General features: G+C 68.9%; 17 protein-coding genes. 6 read left to right on the top strand and 11 right to left on the bottom strand.

Features of this window, described 5'->3' with window-relative positions; genetic code table 11:
• Positions 1-14 precede the first annotated feature (14 nt).
• From GGQ87_RS05800 to GGQ87_RS05775, 6 genes are all read right to left on the bottom strand, one after another.
• The gene (locus GGQ87_RS05800; protein WP_168045729.1) at positions 15-335 is read right to left on the bottom strand and encodes an SMR family transporter; all 321 of its coding nucleotides are present in this window, start codon (positions 333-335) and stop codon (positions 15-17) included.
• A 343-nt stretch (positions 336-678) separates the two neighbouring features.
• Positions 679-948 (bottom strand): ATP synthase F1 subunit epsilon, encoded by a 270-nt coding sequence (locus GGQ87_RS05795; protein ID WP_168045728.1) that lies wholly within the window; start codon positions 946-948, stop codon positions 679-681.
• Positions 949-950: 2 nt separating this feature from the next.
• Positions 951-2,495 carry a F0F1 ATP synthase subunit beta gene (gene atpD, locus GGQ87_RS05790; RefSeq protein ID WP_168045727.1) on the bottom strand — a complete coding sequence of 515 codons (1,545 nt, stop codon included), beginning with the start codon at positions 2,493-2,495 and terminating at the stop codon, positions 951-953.
• Between the two features lie 43 nt (positions 2,496-2,538).
• Complete coding sequence (locus GGQ87_RS05785) at positions 2,539-3,417, bottom strand: F0F1 ATP synthase subunit gamma (RefSeq protein WP_168045726.1); 879 nt, start codon at positions 3,415-3,417, stop codon at positions 2,539-2,541.
• 32 nt (positions 3,418-3,449) lie between these two features.
• On the bottom strand, positions 3,450-4,985 hold the full coding sequence (atpA, locus tag GGQ87_RS05780) for a F0F1 ATP synthase subunit alpha (RefSeq protein WP_168045725.1): 1,536 nt from the start codon (positions 4,983-4,985) through the stop codon (positions 3,450-3,452).
• A 67-nt stretch (positions 4,986-5,052) separates the two neighbouring features.
• Positions 5,053-5,607: a F0F1 ATP synthase subunit delta gene (locus GGQ87_RS05775; protein ID WP_168045724.1), complete on the bottom strand. Its 555-nt coding sequence runs from the start codon at positions 5,605-5,607 to the stop codon at positions 5,053-5,055.
• Positions 5,608-5,857: 250 nt separating this feature from the next.
• On the opposite strand from GGQ87_RS05775, the gene GGQ87_RS05770 reads away from it, so the two are divergent.
• Positions 5,858-6,856, top strand: a complete 999-nt coding sequence (locus GGQ87_RS05770; RefSeq protein ID WP_168045723.1) for a cation diffusion facilitator family transporter — start codon at positions 5,858-5,860, stop codon at positions 6,854-6,856.
• 89 nt (positions 6,857-6,945) lie between these two features.
• The gene (locus tag GGQ87_RS05765; protein ID WP_168045722.1) at positions 6,946-7,788 is read left to right on the top strand and encodes a TerC family protein; all 843 of its coding nucleotides are present in this window, start codon (positions 6,946-6,948) and stop codon (positions 7,786-7,788) included.
• Between the two features lie 828 nt (positions 7,789-8,616).
• Here the strand turns inward: GGQ87_RS05765 and GGQ87_RS05760 are convergent.
• Positions 8,617-10,779, bottom strand: a complete 2,163-nt coding sequence (locus tag GGQ87_RS05760) for a primosomal protein N' (protein ID WP_168045721.1) — start codon at positions 10,777-10,779, stop codon at positions 8,617-8,619.
• 30 nt (positions 10,780-10,809) lie between these two features.
• On the opposite strand from GGQ87_RS05760, the gene fsa reads away from it, so the two are divergent.
• The 4 genes from fsa to GGQ87_RS05740 all read left to right on the top strand — a co-directional run bounded on the left by fsa (position 10,810) and on the right by GGQ87_RS05740 (position 14,073).
• Positions 10,810-11,463, top strand: a complete 654-nt coding sequence (gene fsa, locus GGQ87_RS05755; RefSeq protein ID WP_168045720.1) for a fructose-6-phosphate aldolase — start codon at positions 10,810-10,812, stop codon at positions 11,461-11,463.
• A gap of 22 nt (positions 11,464-11,485) precedes the next feature.
• Positions 11,486-12,187, top strand: a complete 702-nt coding sequence (locus GGQ87_RS05750) for a DUF484 family protein (RefSeq protein ID WP_342448308.1) — start codon at positions 11,486-11,488, stop codon at positions 12,185-12,187.
• Positions 12,169-13,098, top strand: coding sequence for a tyrosine recombinase XerC (locus tag GGQ87_RS05745; RefSeq protein ID WP_168045718.1), 930 nt, complete (start codon positions 12,169-12,171; stop codon positions 13,096-13,098). Before GGQ87_RS05750 ends, GGQ87_RS05745 begins: the two co-directional genes overlap by 19 nt.
• A 69-nt stretch (positions 13,099-13,167) precedes the next feature.
• Entirely contained in the window at positions 13,168-14,073 is a 906-nt protein-coding gene (locus GGQ87_RS05740; RefSeq protein ID WP_168045717.1) for an aspartyl protease family protein, read from the top strand.
• Here GGQ87_RS05740 and lpdA read toward each other — a convergent pair.
• The 4 genes from lpdA to GGQ87_RS05720 all read right to left on the bottom strand — a co-directional run bounded on the left by lpdA (position 14,070) and on the right by GGQ87_RS05720 (position 18,722).
• The gene (lpdA, locus tag GGQ87_RS05735; RefSeq protein ID WP_168045716.1) at positions 14,070-15,488 is read right to left on the bottom strand and encodes a dihydrolipoyl dehydrogenase; all 1,419 of its coding nucleotides are present in this window, start codon (positions 15,486-15,488) and stop codon (positions 14,070-14,072) included. The two genes, GGQ87_RS05740 and lpdA, sit on opposite strands and share 4 nt — an antisense overlap.
• A gap of 107 nt (positions 15,489-15,595) precedes the next feature.
• A complete protein-coding gene (locus tag GGQ87_RS05730) occupies positions 15,596-16,078 on the bottom strand; it encodes a hypothetical protein (RefSeq protein ID WP_168045715.1) in 483 nt (160 codons plus the stop codon).
• A gap of 67 nt (positions 16,079-16,145) precedes the next feature.
• On the bottom strand, positions 16,146-17,930 hold the full coding sequence (locus GGQ87_RS05725; protein WP_168045714.1) for an ATP-binding protein: 1,785 nt from the start codon (positions 17,928-17,930) through the stop codon (positions 16,146-16,148).
• A 135-nt stretch (positions 17,931-18,065) separates the two neighbouring features.
• A complete protein-coding gene (locus GGQ87_RS05720; protein WP_168045713.1) occupies positions 18,066-18,722 on the bottom strand; it encodes a TMEM175 family protein in 657 nt (218 codons plus the stop codon).
• Positions 18,723-18,724 lie beyond the last annotated feature (2 nt).

Below are 18,724 nucleotides of genomic sequence, written 5' to 3'. Positions count from 1 at the left end.
CGGAAGCTACACCGTCACTGCCCCGGCGCCAGCCGCATCAGCACGATCCCGGCGATGATCAGCCCCGCCGCCACGACCCGCCACAGGTTGACGTGCTCCTGCAGGAACACCGCCCCGACGACGAAGGCGCCGACCGCGCCGATTCCGGTCCAGACCGTATAGGCCGTGCCCATCGGCAGCGACCGCATGGCGACCGACAGCAGGGCGAAGCTCACGCCCATGAACCCCAGCGTGGCCACACTCGGCCACAGGCGGGTGAACCCCGCCGACTGCTTCATGAAATAGGCCCAGACGACTTCGAACAGTCCGGCGATGATCAGATAGGTCCAGGCCACGCAGCCCTCCTCGCAAAGGGCCGGGCCGTCCCGGACTTCGTCCCGCCCGATGCAGGATCAGGCGCGGGAGCGAGGACGTGGCCTCGTCTTGCGAAGGGCTATCTAGGCTGTCTCGCCGGGGGGTCAAGCGTGGCCCTTGTCATCCCCGAAGCCGCGCAGCGGCTATCGGGGACGGAGCATAGCCCACAAACGACGAATCCCGGTCAGCTCGGAGAGCTGAACCGGGATCCGGGTGGGTTCAACCCTGCTCCCGGACAGTCGCTGCGCGCCTTCCGGAAGGAGGAGTTTTCAATCAGGTGCGTCCCGGCTCTCCGCGTCGCGTCGGCCGGAATGACAAACGGCTCTACGCCGCCGACACTTCCGAGGCCTGTTCGGCAAGGATGGTGAGGCCGGCCGGGGTCACGTCGGCGAAGCCGCCGTGCACCTCGAACTGGCGGCGCGAGCCGCCATCGATGACCGTGACCACGCCTTCGCGCAGGGCGGTCATGAAGGGCGCGTGGTCGGCCAGAACGCCGAAGTCGCCCTCGACGCCGGGCGCGTCCACCTGATCCACGAGGCCCGAGAAGACCTCGCGTTCAGGCGACACCAGCGAGAAGCTGAGCTTGCCGGCCATGCTTAGGCCGCCTCGGCCAGTTTCTGCGCCTTGGCGACGGCTTCCTCGATCGCGCCGACCATGTAGAAGGCGGCTTCCGGCAGGTGGTCGTATTCGCCGGCCACGATGCCCTTGAACGAGCGGATGGTGTCTTCCAGCGAGACGAATTTGCCGTCGGCGCCGGTGAACTGCTCGGCCACGAAGAACGGCTGCGACAGGAAGCGCTGGATCTTGCGGGCGCGCGAGACGACCAGCTTGTCCTCTTCCGACAGCTCGTCCATGCCCAGGATGGCGATGATGTCCTTCAGCGCCTTGTACTGCTGCAGCACTTCCTGAACCGAACGGGCGACGCGGTAGTGCTCCTCGCCGATGACCAGCGGGTCCATGATCCGCGAGGTCGAGTCCAGCGGGTCAACGGCCGGGAAGATGGCCTGGGCGGCGATGTCGCGCGACAGCACGGTCGTGGCGTCCAAGTGGGCGAACGAGGCGGCGGGCGCCGGGTCGGTCAGGTCGTCGGCGGGCACGTAGATGGCCTGGACCGAGGTGATCGAGCCCTTCTTGGTCGAGGTGATGCGCTCCTGAAGGTTGCCCATCTCCGTGGCCAGCGTCGGCTGATAGCCCACGGCCGACGGGATGCGGCCCAGCAGGGCGGACACTTCCGAACCGGCTTGCGTGAAGCGGAAGATGTTGTCGACGAACAGCAGGACGTCCTTGCCTTCTTCGTCGCGGAAATACTCGGCCTGGGCCAGGCCGGTCAGGGCGACGCGGGCGCGGGCGCCGGGGGGCTCGTTCATCTGGCCGTAGACGAGGGCGCATTTCGAGCCCTCGGTCGAGCCGCCGTTCTTGGCCGGGTCCACGTTGACGTTGGACTCGATCATCTCGTGATACAGGTCGTTGCCTTCGCGGGTGCGCTCACCCACGCCGGCCAGAACCGAATAGCCGCCGTAGGCCTTGGCGATGTTGTTGATCAGCTCCTGCATGGTCACGGTCTTGCCAACGCCGGCGCCGCCGAACAGGCCGATCTTGCCGCCCTTGGTGTAGGGGCACATCAGGTCGATGACCTTGATGCCGGTGACGAGGATTTCCGACGAGGTCGACTGCTCTTCGAACGACGGCGCCTCGCGGTGGATCGGGCGGTACATCGTGGTCTTGATCGGGCCCTGTTCGTCGATCGGCGCGCCGACGACATTCATGATGCGGCCCAGCGTGCCCGGGCCGACCGGCGCCAGGATCGAGCTGCCCGTGTCAGTCACCGGCTGGCCGCGCGTCAGGCCTTCCGAGGTGTCCATGGCGATGGTGCGGACCATGTTCTCGCCGAGGTGCTGGGCGACTTCCAGTACGAGGGTGAAGGGCTGGCCGGTCTTCTGGTCGACGTTCTGGGTTTCCAGAGCCGACAGGATGGCGGGCAGGTGGCCGTCGAACTCGACGTCGACGACGGCGCCGATGACCTGGGCGATGCGGCCCGTGGCGACGCGGGCCGAAGCGTTCGGCGCGGTCGCGGCGGCGGCCTTGGGCGCCTTGGGAGCGGCGGGCTTGCGGGCGGCGGGTTTCTTGGTGGTGTCGGTCATCGGTTCGTTCCGTTCGGAAAGTCGTATCTGTGCGGGGGTCGGATCAGAGCGCTTCAGCGCCGGCGATGATCTCGATCAGTTCGGTGGTGATCTGGGCCTGGCGCTTGCGGTTGTACTGCAGGGTCAGGCTGTTGATCAGGTCGCCCGCGTTGCGCGTGGCGTTGTCCATGGCGCCCATCTGGGCCCCGAAGAAGCTGGCCTGGTTCTCGTACAGGGCGGCCAGGATCTGGGTCGTGATGTTGCGCGGCAGTAGGGTCTCGAGGATTTCCTCTTCTGAGGGCTCGTATTCGTAGGTGGCACCGTTCAGGTCGATCGGCGGCGCGTCGCCGTCGACGACCGCCGGGATCAGCTGTTTCAGCGTCGGCACCTGCGAGATGACCGACTGGAAGCGGCTGAAGAACAGGGTCACGACGTCGGCGTTGCCGGCCTCGAACTCCTCGGCGATCAGGGCCGCGATGGGCTCCGCCGCCGGCAGGCCGATGACCTTGTGGTCCGACATCTCGAAGGTGCGGACGATGCGGTCGCCATAGACCCGCGACAGGCCGTCACGGACCTTGCGGCCCACGGCGATGACGCGGACGTCCTTGCCGGCGTCGATCAGGCTCTTGATGCGCTCTCGCGCCGCCCGGATGACGTTGGTGTTGAAACCGCCCGCCAGACCCTTGTCGCCGGTGGCGACAACGACGAGGTGCTTCTGGTCGCGGCCGGTGCCGGCCAGCAGCTTCGGCGCGCCGTCGCCCGAGACGCCGGCCGCCAGATTGGCGATCACCGCCGCCATCTTCTTCGCATAGGGACGGGCGCTTTCGGCCTGATCCTGGGCGCGCTTCAGCTTGGCCGCGGCGACCATGTTCAGGGCCTTCGTGATCTTCTGCGTGGACTTCACGCTTCCGATCCGATTGCGCATTTCCTTGAGGCTGGCCATCCGGGGCTACTCTCTCGCTATCCGGGCCGGTCTCAGGCGAACGTCTTGACGAAGGCTTCCAGCACCGACTTCAGCTCGGCTTCGAGCTCGGCGGTCAGGTCCTTCTTGGCGCGAATGCCGTCCAGCAGGCCGGCGTTCGACGACTTGATGCGGGCCAGCAGCTCCGTTTCGAAGCGGCCGATGTCGCCGACAGCGATGCCGTCCAGGTAGCCGCGAGTGCCGGCGTAGACCGACACGACCTGCTCTTCCATGGTCAGCGGCGAGTACTGCGGCTGCTTCAGCAGCTCGGTCAGGCGCGCGCCGCGGGCCAGCAGCTTCTGGGTCGAGGCGTCGAGGTCCGAGCCGAACTTGGCGAAGGCGGCCATTTCCCGATACTGGGCCAGCTCGCCCTTGATCGAACCGGCGACCTTCTTCATCGCCTTGGTCTGGGCCGAGGAGCCCACGCGCGACACCGAGATGCCGACGTTTACGGCCGGGCGGATGCCCTGGTAGAACAGGTCGGACTCGAGGAAGATCTGGCCGTCGGTGATCGAGATCACGTTCGTCGGGATGTAGGCCGACACGTCGTTGGCCTGGGTCTCGATCAGCGGCAGGGCGGTCATCGAGCCCGAACCGTTGTCCTCGTTCAGCTTGGCCGAACGCTCCAGCAGGCGCGAGTGCAGGTAGAAGACGTCGCCCGGATACGCTTCACGGCCCGGCGGACGGCGCAGCAGCAGCGACATCTGACGATAGGCCACGGCCTGCTTGGACAGGTCGTCATAGACGATCAGGGCGTGCATGCCGTTGTCGCGGAAGAACTCGCCCATGGCGGTGCCGGCGAACGGGGCCAGGAACTGCAACGGGGCCGGCTCCGACGCCGTGGCGGCGACGACGATGGTGTAGTCCAGGGCGCCGCGCTCCTCGAGCGTCTTGACGATCTGGGCCACGGTCGAGCGCTTCTGGCCGATGGCGACGTAGATGCAGTACAGCTTCTCGCCTTCCGACGTGGCGGCGGCGTTGGTCGACTTCTGGTTCAGGATGGTGTCGACGGCGACGGCGGTCTTGCCGACCTGACGGTCACCGATGATCAGCTCGCGCTGGCCGCGGCCGACGGGGATCAGGGTGTCGATGGCCTTCAGGCCGGTCTGCATCGGCTCGTGAACCGACTTGCGGGGGATGATGCCCGGAGCCTTCACGTCCACGCGGCGGCGCTCGGTGAACTGGATCGGGCCCTTGCCGTCGATCGGCTCGCCCAGCGGGTTGACGACGCGGCCCAGCAGGCCCTTGCCGACCGGCACGTCCACGATCTCGCCGAGGCGGCGGACTTCATCGCCCTCGGCGATCTGGCTGTCCTGACCGAAGATCACGGCGCCGACGTTGTCGCGCTCGAGGTTCAGGGCCATGCCCTTCACGCCGGCCTTCGGGAACTCGATCATCTCGCCGGCCTGGACGTTGTCCAGACCGTGGATGCGGGCGATGCCGTCGCCGACCGACAGCACCTGACCGACGTCCGAAACGTCAGCTTCGACGCCGAAGTTGGCGATCTGCGACTTGAGGATGGCCGAGATTTCGGCGGCGCGGATGTCCATGACAGGCTCTCTGTTTTCGTCTTGTCGGGCGCCGGTTGAGGCGCTGCAGTCTTGTTGATCGGAGCGCTTAGGCGCGCTTGAGGGCAAACTTCATCTGGTCGAGCTTGGTCTTCAGCGAGGCGTCGAACAGCTTCGACCCCACCTTGACCTTGAGGCCGCCCAGGATCGACGGATCGACGCGGGCGGTCATTTCCGGGTCCTTGCCCAGCGAAGCGCGCAGGGCGGACTGGATGGATTGCATCTGGGCGGCGTTCAGCGGCTGGGCCGAAACCACCTCCGCGGCGACCACGCCCGTCTTCTTCGCATAGAGCTTGTCGAAGCCGGCGATCACGCCCGGCAGGTCGCGCGAACGGCCGTTCTGGCCCAGCAGGCCGAGGAAATTCTTCGTCACGCCGTTGAACTTCGCCGCATCGGCGATGGCCACCAGACCCTTCTGCTGGTCCTCGGAGGCGATCACCGGCGAGGTGGCCAGACGGCGCAGGTCCGCGCTCTCGTTCCACGCGGCGCGCAGCGACTTGAGATCGGCGCGCACCGCCTCCAGCGAGGCCGTCTCGTCAGCGAGGTCGAACAGCGCCTGTGCATAGCGCTCGCCGACTTCCGTCGTCCTGTAATCGTCAGCCACTGTATGGTCCGCGCGGGTTAGCGTTCGGGTTGTCGACCGGCGGCGGAGTGCGCGCCGGTCAAAGGCCTGAAATGCTTGAAGAAAGCACGCCAGAGAAACGTCTTGCGACGCACCCTCCGGCTCAGCCGGGCGCCTGATAGCACTCATCCCCCCGGGGAGCAACCGACGCAGCAGGCCGGATCGTCGCACGAGCATGCCCGCGACGGCCCCGCTTCATGGAACGATAGTGCGCAATCCGCGCTGACCCGCGATGGCCGCCTCCACTTCGAAGAACGTCATCTTCGCCGCCCTCGCGGGCAATACCGCCATCGCCGTGACCAAGTTCGGGGCCGCCCTGTTCACCGGCTCGGCGGCGATGATGAGCGAGGCGATCCACTCGACCGTCGACACCGGCAACCAGATCATCCTGCTGATCGGCCTGAAGCGCGCCGCCCGCCCGGCGTCGGAGACCCACCCCTTCGGCCACGGTCTCCAGCTCTATTTCTACACCTTCGTCGTCGCCGTCCTGATCTTCGGCGTCGGCGCGGTGGTGTCCATCCTGCACGGCGTCGAACGCATCCGCAGTCCCGAGGCCATCGACAATCCGTGGGTCAATTACATCATCCTGGGCCTGTCGATCTGCTTCGAGGGCGCCTCGTGGTTCGTCGCCTTCAAGGCCTTCAACCAGGAACGGGCGGGCCGGCCCATCCTGCACACTATCCGCTCGTCCAAGGATCCGACCGTCTTCACTGTCCTGTTCGAGGACACGGCGGCGCTGGCGGGTCTGGTGGTCGCCTTCGTCGGCGTCGTGGCCAGCCACCTCCTGAACCTGCCTCTGCTGGACGGCGTCGCCTCGGTGATCATCGGCCTCATCCTCGCCGTCACCGCCGGCTTCCTCGCCTTCGAGAGCCAGAGCCTGCTGACCGGCGAGGCGGCCGACCCCGACACGCGTCACGGCATCGAGGCCATCGCCCGGGAGGAGCCGGGCGTCGACGGCCTGAACGACGCCCGCACCATGCATTTCGGTCCCAACGAAATCCTCGTCGCCCTCAGCCTCGACTTCCGCAACGACCTGACCGCCGCCGACGTCGAGGACACGGTCGCCCGTCTCGAACACCGCCTGCGCGCCGCCTTCCCCCAGATCGGCCGCATCTATGTCGAGGCCCAGAGCTTCGCCAGCCACGCGGCCGTGCGTCAGGCGGTGATCGCCGGCGGCGGCGCCGGCGCCCTCGTCAGCGACGTGCCCGTCCCGCCCCGCCAGACGCCCTGACCGCAACGCGGCGACAATCCGACGCGCCGTTCCTATGGCCGTATGCCCTCGACCTGCGTTAGAAGCGGCGAAGCTGACAAGAGGCCTGCATGTTCGATTCCGTCGCTCACCTGATTACCGATCCCGCCGCCTGGCTGGCGCTGGTGACCCTCGTGGTCATGGAAGTCGTGCTCGGCATCGACAATCTGGTCTTCATCTCCATCCTGTCGAACAAGCTGCCGGTCGAGCAGCGCGCCCGCGTCCGCCGCCTCGGCATCGGCCTCGCGCTCGTCATGCGTCTGGGCCTGCTGGCGACGATCGGTTTCATTGTCGCCCTCACCGCCCCGGTCTTCGACCTCGGCCTGACCGGCCCGATCGAGCACGGCGCGCCCCTGTTCGAGACCTCCTTCAGCTGGCGCGACCTGATCCTGATCGCCGGTGGCGTCTTCCTGCTGTGGAAGGCGACCAAGGAGATCCACCACACGGTCGATCCGACCCCGTCCGACCACGACCTGCTCGACAAGAAGTCGGCCGTCATCAACAACGCCGGCGCCGCCATCATCCAGATCATCCTGCTGGACCTGGTCTTCTCGGTGGACTCCATCCTGACGGCCGTCGGCATGACCGATCACGTGCCGATCATGATGGTCGCGGTGATCATCGCGGTCACCGTCATGCTGCTGGCCTCCAACCCGCTGGCCAACTTCATCGAGAAGAACCCGACCGTGGTGATGCTGGCGCTGGGCTTCCTGCTGATGATCGGAATGGTGCTGATCGCCGACGGCTTCGGCGTCCATGTGCCCAAGGGCTACATCTATACCGCCATGGCCTTCTCCGGCCTCGTCGAAGCCCTCAACATGATGGGCCGCCGCTCCGCCGCCAAGAAAAACGCCGCCCTGCAAGCCCGCCAGGCCGAACTCAACCGCTCCGAAACCGCCGAACCGGGGGTTTAGTGGACTCCTTCTCCCCTTGAGGGAGAAGGTGGGCCGGAGGCCCGGATGAGGGGGCTCTATCCGCCTCTCCGATATAAGGTGGGTGGCGGATGACCGGATGCATGGGTGTCTCACCCCTCATCCGCCTCTCCGGGGCACCTTCTCCCGCAAAGGGAGAAGGAGGTGATGACGCTGTGCTTACAATCCGCGTTTTTATAGTCGGATAGCGCGGACGAACCCCCGCCTTTTCAGCGGCTTCGCCTTTTCTCAAACCGATCTTCTGCGCACGCTGGATTTCGAGCGCATAATTCACCCATCCCGTTGACGGGGAGGGCGTCGGATCCACGTTCCTCGATGGCGACGGGCTGTGGTCGAGCGATGAAGCCCGGGCGATGGAGAGTCCGGGGGTCCTCGTGGGCAGGGATGGATCCTGCTTGCTTGCTCGCCGCGCGCTTCAGGTGGGGTTGAGGACGTCGCAACAGCGGCGGTAGGCCCCCCCGCGTCGGCAGTCGCAAGGCTGTCGCCGTGTGATCCGTCAAAGGCCCGAATGCAGGGCCGCCAGTCGGAGGGCGTGTGGAAAACGACTGCGCGGGGCGTCTGTCTCGTCGAAACGGTACTAAAAACTCATCACCGGGCGAGGCCCGGCGACCCCGCACCCTCCCCAACTTTCGCGGCCCACGCCCCGGAAGACGAAGACGGCCGTCTGGAACCCCGCGCCCAAGCAGCGAGCGACCGAGTCGCGAGCGTTAGCGCCCCAACCCGCGCTCAAGCAGCGAGCCGCCGCGCGGCGAGCGATAGCGCCCCACCCGCGCTCAAGCAGCGAGCGACCGCGTCGCGAGCGATAGCGCCCTACAGAAAGCTGTACGGATCGACATCGACGTTCAGACGCACGCTCGCCGGCACCTTCACCCGCGCCAGCCAGGCCCGCAGGAAGCCCTGCAGGTCCACGTCGCGGTCGGCCCGGACCAGCAGCCGCTTGCGCCGCCGGCCCCGCACCAGCGCCAGAGGCGCATCCGCCGGGCCGTAAACCTCCAGCCGCTCGGCGTTCGGGATCGAACCCGCCAGCTCCCGCGCCACCTTCTCGACCGCCGCCGCGTTCTCGCCCGACAGGATGATCGCCGCCAGCCGGCCATAGGGCGGCAGCACCGCCGCCTCCCGCTCCGCCATCTCGGCCTCGACGAAGGCGTCGCGGTCACCCGCCGCCAGCGCCATCAGCACCGGATGCTCCGGCGTCCAGGTCTGCAGGATGGCCCGTCCCGGCTTGTCCGCCCGCCCGGCCCGGCCCGTCGCCTGCGTCAGCAGCTGGAACGTCCGCTCTGCCGCCCGCAGGTCGCCGCCCCTCAGGCCCAGATCGGCGTCCACCACCCCGACCAGCGTCAGGTGCGGAAAATTGTGCCCCTTGGCCGCCGCCTGGGTCGCCACCAGAATGTCGATCTCCCCCTCGGCCATCCGCTGGATCAGCGCCCGCGCCGACCGGCCGTCGGGCACGGTGTCCGAGCTGAACACCGCCGTCCGCGCCTGCGGGAACAGCTGACGCACCTCCTCCTCGACCCGTTCGACGCCCGGCCCCACCGAGACCAGCGAATCCTCCGCCCCGCACGACGGGCAATGCTTCGGCCGCGGCATGGTGAAGCCGGTCAGGTGGCAGACCAGCCGCCCGGTGTAGCGGTGCTCGACCAGCCAGCTATCGGTGTCCGGCGCCGTCAGCCGATGCCCGCAGGCCCGGCACAGCACCACTGGCGCATAGCCCCGGCGGTTGAGGAACAGCAGGGTCTGCTCGCCCCGCATCAATGTCTCGCCGATCGCCTCTCTCAACGGTTGAGAGAGCCAGGTCTGCGGGTCCGGAGGGCTCTGCCTCAGGTCCAGCAGCGAAATCTCCGGCAGCACCGCCGCCCCGTGCCGCGCCTCCAGCTTCAGCCAGCCGTAGCGCCCGTGATGGGCGTTCCACAGCGTCTCCAGCGACGGCGTGGCCGAGGCCAGCACCACCGTCGCCCCTTCGATCCGCGCCCGCGCCACGGCCAGATCCCGGCCGTGATAGACCAGCCCCTCCTCCTGCTTGAACGAGCCGTCGTGCTCCTCGTCCACCACCAGCAGCCGCAGGTTGGCGTAGGGCAGGAACAGGGCCGACCGGGCTCCGACCACAATATTGCAGCGCCCCGACTGAACCGCCTCCCAGACCTGCCGCCGTCGGGGCGGCGCGACGCCCGAGTGCCACTCCGCCGGCGCGGCCCCGAACCGCGCCGCGATCCGCTCGATCAGGGCCTGCGTCAAGGCGATTTCGGGCAGCAGGATCAGCACCTGCGCCGCCGGATCGGCCTTCAGCGCCCGCGCGGCCGCCTCCAGATAGGCCTCGGTCTTGCCCGAGCCGGTCACCCCATCCAGCAGGAAGGGCGCGAAACCGCCCTTCCCCGTCGCCTCGGCAATGGCCTCGGCCGCCGCCGCCTGATCCGCGTTCAGCGTCGCCGGCGCATGATCGGGATCGGGCGCATCGAAGGCGGCCACCGCCTCGATCTCCACCACCTCCAGCACGCCCTCGTCGACCAGTCCCTTGATCACGCCGGACGAGACCCCCGCCGCCCTCGCCAGATCGGCCCCCGCCATGGCCCGCTGGCCCAGCGCCTCCAGCACCGCCGACCGGGCCGCCGTGGTCTTGACCGGGGTTCGCTCGCCGACGCGCCGCACCCGCCGCTCGGGCCGGGGCCGCGGCGCGCGCAGTCCCTTCAGCGCCGCCGACGCCATCTCGCCGGGCGCGCTCAGCGTCCACCGCGCCGCCCACTCCACGAAATCCACGGTCCGCTCCGGCAGGGGCGGATCGTCCAGCCGATGATCGACCGCCTTGAGCCGCCGGTTCGATCCGGTCGTCTCCCGCACCTCCGCCACCACGCCGCGCATCAGCCGGGGCCCCAGCGGCACCGCCACCTGATCGCCCCGCGCAAGCGCCAGCGCCTCCGGAACCTCGTAATCGAAGGCCTCCGGCACCGGCAGCGGAATGAGAACCGAGGCGACTTTCACCGGCGGCTCCGAAGGGCTAGAAGCGCGCCCATGAAACTCTTTCTCGACACAGCCGACGTCGCCGTCATCAAGGACATGGTCCCCACCGGCATGGTGGACGGCGTCACCACCAATCCCTCGCTGATCGCCAAATCCGGTCGCAACATCGCCGAGGTCATCGCCGAGATTTGCGCCCTCGTCGAGGGGCCGATCTCCGCCGAGGCCGTGGCGACCGATTTCGAGACCATGGTCAAGGAGGGCGACAAGCTCGCCGCCATCGCCCCGAACGTCGTCGTGAAGCTGCCCCTGACGTGGGACGGCCTGCGCGCCACCCGCGCCTTCGCCGACAAGGGGATCAAGACCAACGTCACCCTCTGCTTCTCCGCCGCACAGGCCATGCTGGCCGCCAAGGCCGGCGCCACCTTCGTCTCGCCCTTCGTCGGCCGTCTGGAAGATCACGGCGCCGACGGCATCGGCCTGCTGGAGGAGATCCGGGTGCTCTACGACGTGCACGGCTTCGACACGGCCATCCTCGCCGCCAGCCTGCGCAATCCGGGCCATGTCTCGGCCGCGGCGATCGCCGGCGCCGACGCCTCGACCATCCCGGCCGACGTTTTCAAGGCCCTGGTCAAGCACCCGTTAACCGACAAGGGGCTTGATGCCTTCCTTGCGGACTGGGGCAAGACCGGCCAGTCCATTCTCTAGTCGATGCCTCGAGGAGAGGTCTGTGAGCGTATCGCCTGACCTCTCTTCGGACCTTCCCGAGCCTCACTGGCCGGAAATCCGCGCCTGGCTGCAGGCCAATCCGCAAACCCTGCTCGACGACCGTTCCCTGCTGGAAGAGATCGGCCTCAAGCCGCACGGCCGCAACGTCGTCGAGTTCGGCCGCGCCGCCCTGACCCGCCTCGAAGCCGCCGCCGAGCGCGAAGCCGACGCCCGCAAGCGCATCGAGGCCGTGGCCCGCGCCAATTTCGCCGCCCAGACCCAGACCCACGTCGCCGCGCTCGATCTGATGGAAGCGCGCAGCCCCTCGGACCTCGCCCGCCGTCTCGACGCCGTGGCCCAGGGCCGGTTCGGCCTGACCGGCGCCGCCATCGCGCTGGAGAAGCCCGGCGCCGTCCCCTTCGGCTGGAAACCGCTCGACTCCGGCGGCGTCGACGGCCTGCTCGGCGAGCACGGCCTGACCTGGCTCGGTCCCAATTTCGAAGGCCTGAACCTGTTCGGCGCCGCCGAGGACGAGGTGAAATCCGTGGCCCTGATCCGCATGTCGCCCGTCTTCCCCGGCGACGACGCCGGCGCCCGTCCGGCCCTCTGCGCCTTCGGCTCGTCCGAGGACGAGGGCTTCACTCCGACCATGGGCTGCGAACTGGTCGCCTTCATCGCCCGCGTTGTCGAGCGCACGGCCGAACGATGGCCCATCCTCAGCTGACCGCCGAACAGGCGCTGGCCGCCTGGCTGGAGCATCTGGCGCACGAACGCCGCCTGTCGCCCCGCACCCTCGAAGCCTATGGCCACATCGGCCGCCGCTACCTCGCCTTCCTCCAGAGCCACCGCGGCGAAACCCAGAGCCTGTCCGACCTCGGAACCGTCACCCCCGCCGAACTCCGCGCCCACCTCGCCGAACGCCGGAGCGGCGACCGTCCGCTGAACGCCCGCTCCATCAGCCAGACCCTGTCGGCCATCCGCACCTTCCACGCCTTCCTCGACCGCCGCTGCGGCGTAGCCGCGCCCCAGCTGGCCCTCGTCCGCGGCCCCCGGGTGAAGGCCTCCCTGCCCCGTCCCGTCACCGAGGATCAGGCCCGCGGTCTCACGCTCGAACCCGAGGCCGACCCCGACGCCCAACCTTGGGAGGCCGCCCGCGACCGCGCCGTCCTGACCCTGCTCTACGGCTGCGGCCTGCGCATCTCGGAGGGCCTGTCCCTGACCCGCGCCGACGCCCCCCTGCCCGACGCCCTGCGCATCACAGGCAAGGGCTGCAAGACCCGGCTCGCGCCCGTCCTCCCCGCCGTGCGTCAGGCCGTCGACGCCTACCTCTCCCTCCAGCCCTTCCCGCTCGAGTCCTCGGACGCACTCTTCCGCGCCCGCCGCGGCGGTCCGCTCAGCCCCCGCCACGTTCAGGCGACGGTGCAGCGGCTGCGCGGCCGGCTCGGCCTGCCCGCCAGCGCCACGCCGCACGCCCTGCGCCACAGCTTCGCCACCCATCTGCTCGGCGCCGGCGCCGACCTGCGCTCAATCCAGGAACTGCTCGGCCACGCCAGCCTCTCGACCACCCAGAAATACACCGCCGTCGACGCCGCCCGTCTGCTCGACGCCTATGCATCGGCGCATCCGCGGGCCTAGACTGCCTTCGCAGAACGCGGGGAGGCGGCTCTGACCGACGGCGCGATCCCGATCCTGAACCGGCGGACCGTGGCGCTGGGCCTTGCCGGCCTTCTGGCGGCGCCCACCCTCGTATCGGCCCAGGAGCCGGAACCCGACGAACCCCGACTGCTCGCCAATCTCCTCACACGCATGGCGCTGCGGGTCACCATCAACGGCCGCCGCGGCGCCGTCTTCGTGCTCGACACCGGCGCCGGCCGGAGCATCATCTCCGAAGACCTCGCCCGGTCATGGGCTCTGCCGCCGGCGCCCTCCGTCCTGGTACACGGCCTGACCGCCGCCCAGGTCGCGCAGACCGTGCACATCAGCCGGATCAGTCTCGGCGGGCGGCGCATGCATGACCTGCAGGCTCCGGTCTTCCCGCGCTCGGTCATCGCCGCCGACGGCCTGCTCGGCCTCGACGTGCTCGGCCGCTTCCGTCTCGACCTGAGCATCGGGTCGCGCCGGGTGCGGCTGACACCCTCGGGCCCGGACGTGGTGGCCATCGGCTCGGCCAGTCACCGGGCCAGCCGCCTGCCGACCCAGGAGCGGCCGGCCCGGCATGGCCGCTTCGGCACGCTGATCCTGCGCGGCGCCGCGGAAGGGCGCGAGATCGATGTCTTCGTCGACACCGGCGCTCAATATTCCATAGGCAACATGGCCCTGCTCTCGGCCATCGGCGGAGACCCCTCAGGGCTGGAGCGGGTCACCGTCTACGGCGTCACCGGTCAGGTCCTCGCCGCCGCCAGCGGCCAGGTCCGAGACCTCCAGCTGGGCGGCCAGAGGCTGGGCCCGACGCCGCTTCTGTTCGCCGATCTGCACGCCTTCGAAGCGCTGGAATTGGTCGAGCGGCCGGCCCTGCTGATCGGCGCCGACCTGCTCTACCGGTTCCGCGAAGTGATGCTCGATTTCGGCCGCTCGCGCATGGCGTTCCGCGGACTGCGACCGCTGGGCTAGGCCTGCATCGTCCAGCCGTCGACGCCCATCGCCGCCTGCTTCACCGCCTCCGAACGCGTCGGGTGCGGATGGCAGATGCGGGCGATGTCCTCGGCCGAGCCGCCGAAGGCCATGGCCACGCAGGCCTCGCCGATCATCTCGCCGGCCTGCGGGCCGAGGATGTGGACGCCCAGCAGCCGGTCCGTCGCAGCATCGGCCAGCACCTTCACGAAGCCCTCGGTCTCGTGGTTGATCTTGGCCCGGCTGTTGGCGGTGAAGGGGAATTTGCCGCTCTTGTAGGCGACGCCCGCCTCCTTCAGCTGGTCCTCTGTCTTGCCGACCCAGGCCACTTCCGGCGAGGTGTAGACCACGCTCGGCACCAGATCGTAGTCGACGTGCCCGGCCTTGCCGGCGATCAGTTCGATCACCGCCACGGCGTCCTCCTCCGCCTTGTGCGCCAGCATCGGACCGTAGGTGACGTCGCCTATCACCCAGACGCCTTCAGCCACCTTGAAGTGATCGTTGACGAGGAAGCCGCGCTTGTCGGTCTGGACGCCGACCGTCTCCAGCCCGAGCCCATCGGTGTAGGGACGACGGCCGATGGCGACCAACACCACGTCACCCTTCAGCGTCTCGGCCGCGCCGCCCGCGGCGGGCTCGACCGTCAGCTCGACGCCGTCCTTCGACGTCTTCGCCCCGGTGACCTTGGCCCCCAGCTTGAAGCTCATGCCCTGTTTGGTCAGAGCGCGCTGGAAGGTCTTGGCGACCTCGCTGTCCATCCCGGGCGTGATCCGGTCCAGATACTCAACGACCGTCACCTGCGCGCCCAGCCGGCGCCAGACCGAGCCGAGCTCCAGACCGATAATGCCGGCGCCGATGACGATCAGCTGCTTCGGCACCGCGGGCAGCGACAGGGCGCCGGTCGAGTCCACCACCCTGTCGGCCTCGAAGGTCACGCCCGGCAGCGGCGTCGGCTCGGAGCCCGTGGCGATGACGATATTCTTCGCGGCCAGCATGGAGGTGGCGCCGTCGGCGGCGGTGACCTCGACCTGACCCGGCCCGGCAATGCGCCCGCGGCCCTTGATCCACTCGACCTTGTTCTTCTTGAACAGGAACTCGATGCCCTTGGTCAGGGCGCCGACGCTGTCGGCCTTCTGGCTCATCATCTGGCCCAGGTTCAGCTTGGGCGCGCCGATCTCGATGCCCAGGGTGGGGAATTCCTTGATCGCCGCCTCGTACAGTTCGGAGGCGTGAAGCAGCGCCTTGGACGGCATGCAGCCGACGTTCAGGCAGGTCCCGCCGAGAGTTTCGCGCATCTCGACGCAGGCGGCCTTCAGCCCCAGCTGGCCCGCCCGAATGGCGGCGTTATAGCCGCCCGGCCCGCCGCCGATAATGACGACGTCATAGGCGGCGCTGGGGGATGCGGCTTCGGCCATGGGGTCTCTCGTTCAGTGGGGGCGCGGGGGAGCGCGCGGAACCTAGCGGCGCGCCGGAGCGCGTCAACCGTCCGGACTCATATAGGCGCCGTGGGCCGGAACGGGAGCTAGTACGACAGCTGTCCCGGGGTTCGCGCGCGGCGGATACGGCGGCTGGCGATCATGAGCAGAACGCCGAGCAGGACCAGCGCGCCGAGCGTGAGCCAGAGCGGATCCACCGGCAGGCCCGAGGCCGCGTCGGGCGCGGCCATCGTCGTCGGCCCCGAGCGCGCCGCCTCGCCGCCCTTGTCCGCCAGCGCCAGCCGCAGGGCGGCGTCGGCCGCGAAGCCGAGCAGATAGGCGAAGGCGGCCTTTGGGTTGCCCGCGCCCAGCAGCAGGGCGGAAATGACATAGAGGGCGATGGCCCCGACCCAGAGGGCCCAGGACGGAACGAAGCCGAACAGCAGGCCGGCGTCGCCCGCCGTAGCCTCGGCCCGCATCGTCGCGGCCCCGGGCGCGGCGCCCTCGATCAGCGGCGAAATGAACGGCCAGGCCAGCCAGCCCGCATAGGCCAGAACCGCCAGCACCACGACCAAACGCAACAGCTTCATGACCGACCCTCCCATGGCCCCGTTAACCACTCTACACCGCCAAGCTGGCAGCGCCAGCGGCGCCGGTTCAGGCGGCGGCGGGAAGGGTGATCGAAACCTCGGCGCCCTGTTCCGGCTGGCTGTCGATCGACAGCACGCCGCCGGACTGACGGGCGAAGGCATAGGCCTGCGACAGGCCGAGACCGGCTGCGCCCTCGCGCGTGGTGAAGAAGGGCTCCACCGCGCGGGCGGCGAGATCGCGATCCATCCCCGGACCGCTGTCGCGAATGCTGAGGCGCAGGCCGCCTTCCATCAAGCTCTCCAGACGAACGGCGACCGAGCCCTGCCCGTCCACGGCCTCGACGGCGTTGCGGGTCAGCGCCTTGACGGCGCCCTCGAAGGCGACCGGATCCAGACGGGCCGGAGCCGGTTCCGCCGGGCCTTCGATCATCAGGTCGACCCCCGGTCCGGCGATTTCACGCAGACGGGTCTCCATGCCGCGCAGCAGCACGCCGGCGTCCAGGACGCGCAGCACCGGCTCGTCGTCGCCCTGCGAGAAGGCGGTTAGGCGCCGGGTCAGCAGCTCGCCCTTCTGGCCTGCGGCGAGCGCGGCCTGACCGATGCGCCGCACCCGCGCGGGGTCGTCCGCCTGGCGCAGCATCATGTCGAGCGCGCCGGTCATGACGCCCAAGACGGCGTTGAAATCGTGAGCCAGTCCACCGGTCAGACGTCCGACGCTTTCCATCCGACGGCCGCCCTGAAGTTCGGTTTCGGCCTCTGCGCGCGCCTGTTCGGCGGCGATCCGGGCCTCCTCGGCCTCACGGCGTGCCGCAGCGGCGACGGTCAGAGCCTCTGCGGCCGCGGCACGGGCGGCTTCCGCCTCCTGCCGGAGGGCTTCATCGGCCACAGACCCGGAGACCGTTTCGTCACCGGCGTCCTCAACCAGTTCGATCGACGCAGGCATGGGATCGGCCCGCTCTCCTGCCAGCAGCACGGCGTCGACCTGGCCCTCCGCGTCGGTGAGCGGCAGCATCGACCAGCGGATGCCCTCGGCGGCTCCGCGGCGTGATACGATCGGCTCGGCTTCTCCGGCCGGTGCGGCCAAGCCGGCCCGCAGCGATTGGCGGCCTTCGACCCGCTCGTCCTCGTCGAGGAACAGGTCGGCGAAATCGCCCTCGGCGCTGTCACGCCCCAGCACCAGCAAGGCTGTGCGATTGGCCTCCCGCACCCGCCCATCGGCCCCAACCACAACCAGCGCGCTGGAGGCGGCGTCGAAGACCCGGCGGGTGAGGTCTTCTCCCGGCGCTGCGACTTCCGGCATTTCCGGCTCCGGCGTCATCAACCCTTCGGTCTCGACAATGGCCGCGGTCGAGCCGGTGATCTGGCCCAGTTCGTTCTCGATCGGCATGGCCGTCACGGAGACCAGCATCTTCTTGCGGGAGGCAGGGTTGGCCAGCAGGTGCTGGAAGCCCTTAACCGTCTGGCCGCGCAGGGCACGGGCGCTGGGCAGCAGATCCGGCGGCACCGGGCGCCCGTCGGGGAAGGTGATGCCCCAGGTCGCCGAGTGGAAACGCAGGCCGATCAGCTCGGCGTCACGCCGTCCCAGCAACTGCTGCGCGGCGCGGTTGGCGAAGACGAACTTTCCCTGCCGGTCCGTTTCGACCAGGGCGACCGGAATAGCGTTCAGGGTCTCGAACAGGCGCTTCTGCGAATCCTCGGCCACGCGCTGGATCAGGTCGAGCTGGTCGGAAGCGCTGACATGGCGCGAGCGGTTCTTCAGGGCCAGCCACAGGCCGATCAGGCCGACGACCCAGCCGACGGCCGCGAGACCGCCCAAAACCCACACCCAGTTGATCTGGCCTTCCAGAAACATGCGACCCGACTGTCCCGTTCTGGCGCCACCCGGCGCCGTTCGGGCGGCACCCTGCAAACGGCGAACCGGAACAGCCCGGTTTCCCCCCGAAGGCGACTAGACCGCCAACGCCGTCCGGTCCAGCCGCGCCTATGCTCAGGCGACCCGGTCCTGTGGCCGTCGCTGACGTCGCTCGAGCAGGGCGAGAACGCCAATTCCCAGCGGGATCAGCCAATAGGTAAAGCCCGGCAGCCAGGGCGCAATGCGAAGCAGCGGGCTCACGGCCGCCACGGCTGAAAGGGCTCCCGCACAGCCGGCGAGCAACCACGTCCGCATCCAGGACCCGGCTTCCTCTCGCCCGCTCTCGCCCGCCGGCAGCCCTGCCCGAGCATGCCGGAAGAGCAGCACATAGAGCATCGACAGGATCGCGAAGCCGATCCCGTAGATGGCATAGATCCAGCCCAGCTGTTCGAAGCTCTCGATCAGATCGCCACCCGGCAGAAAGCCGCCGGACATGAAGTGGATCGCCGTTTCGGTCAGCAGCCTCAGCGGGAAGACGAACACCAGCACCGAGAACACGATGGCCAGACTAAGCACCGTCGAATAGCCGTCCCGCCTGGGGCCAAGCGCGGACCACGACCGGTGGGCCAGCCAGAACAGGACGATCAGGGCAAATCCACCGAGGAAGGCGGGAATGCGCGACAGGGCGCGGAGCAGATCGTCGAACGACGCCAGCGGCTCCCCGCCGGCGATGATCAGCAGGGAAACCGCGAAGGCGAAGGCGGCGTCGACGAATGCATCCAGCCGATTCACTT

The organism is Brevundimonas alba (assembly GCF_011927945.1).
GTDB classification, from domain to species: Bacteria; Pseudomonadota; Alphaproteobacteria; order Caulobacterales; family Caulobacteraceae; genus Brevundimonas; species Brevundimonas alba.
This window is presented reverse-complemented; position numbering and strand designations above follow the sequence as displayed.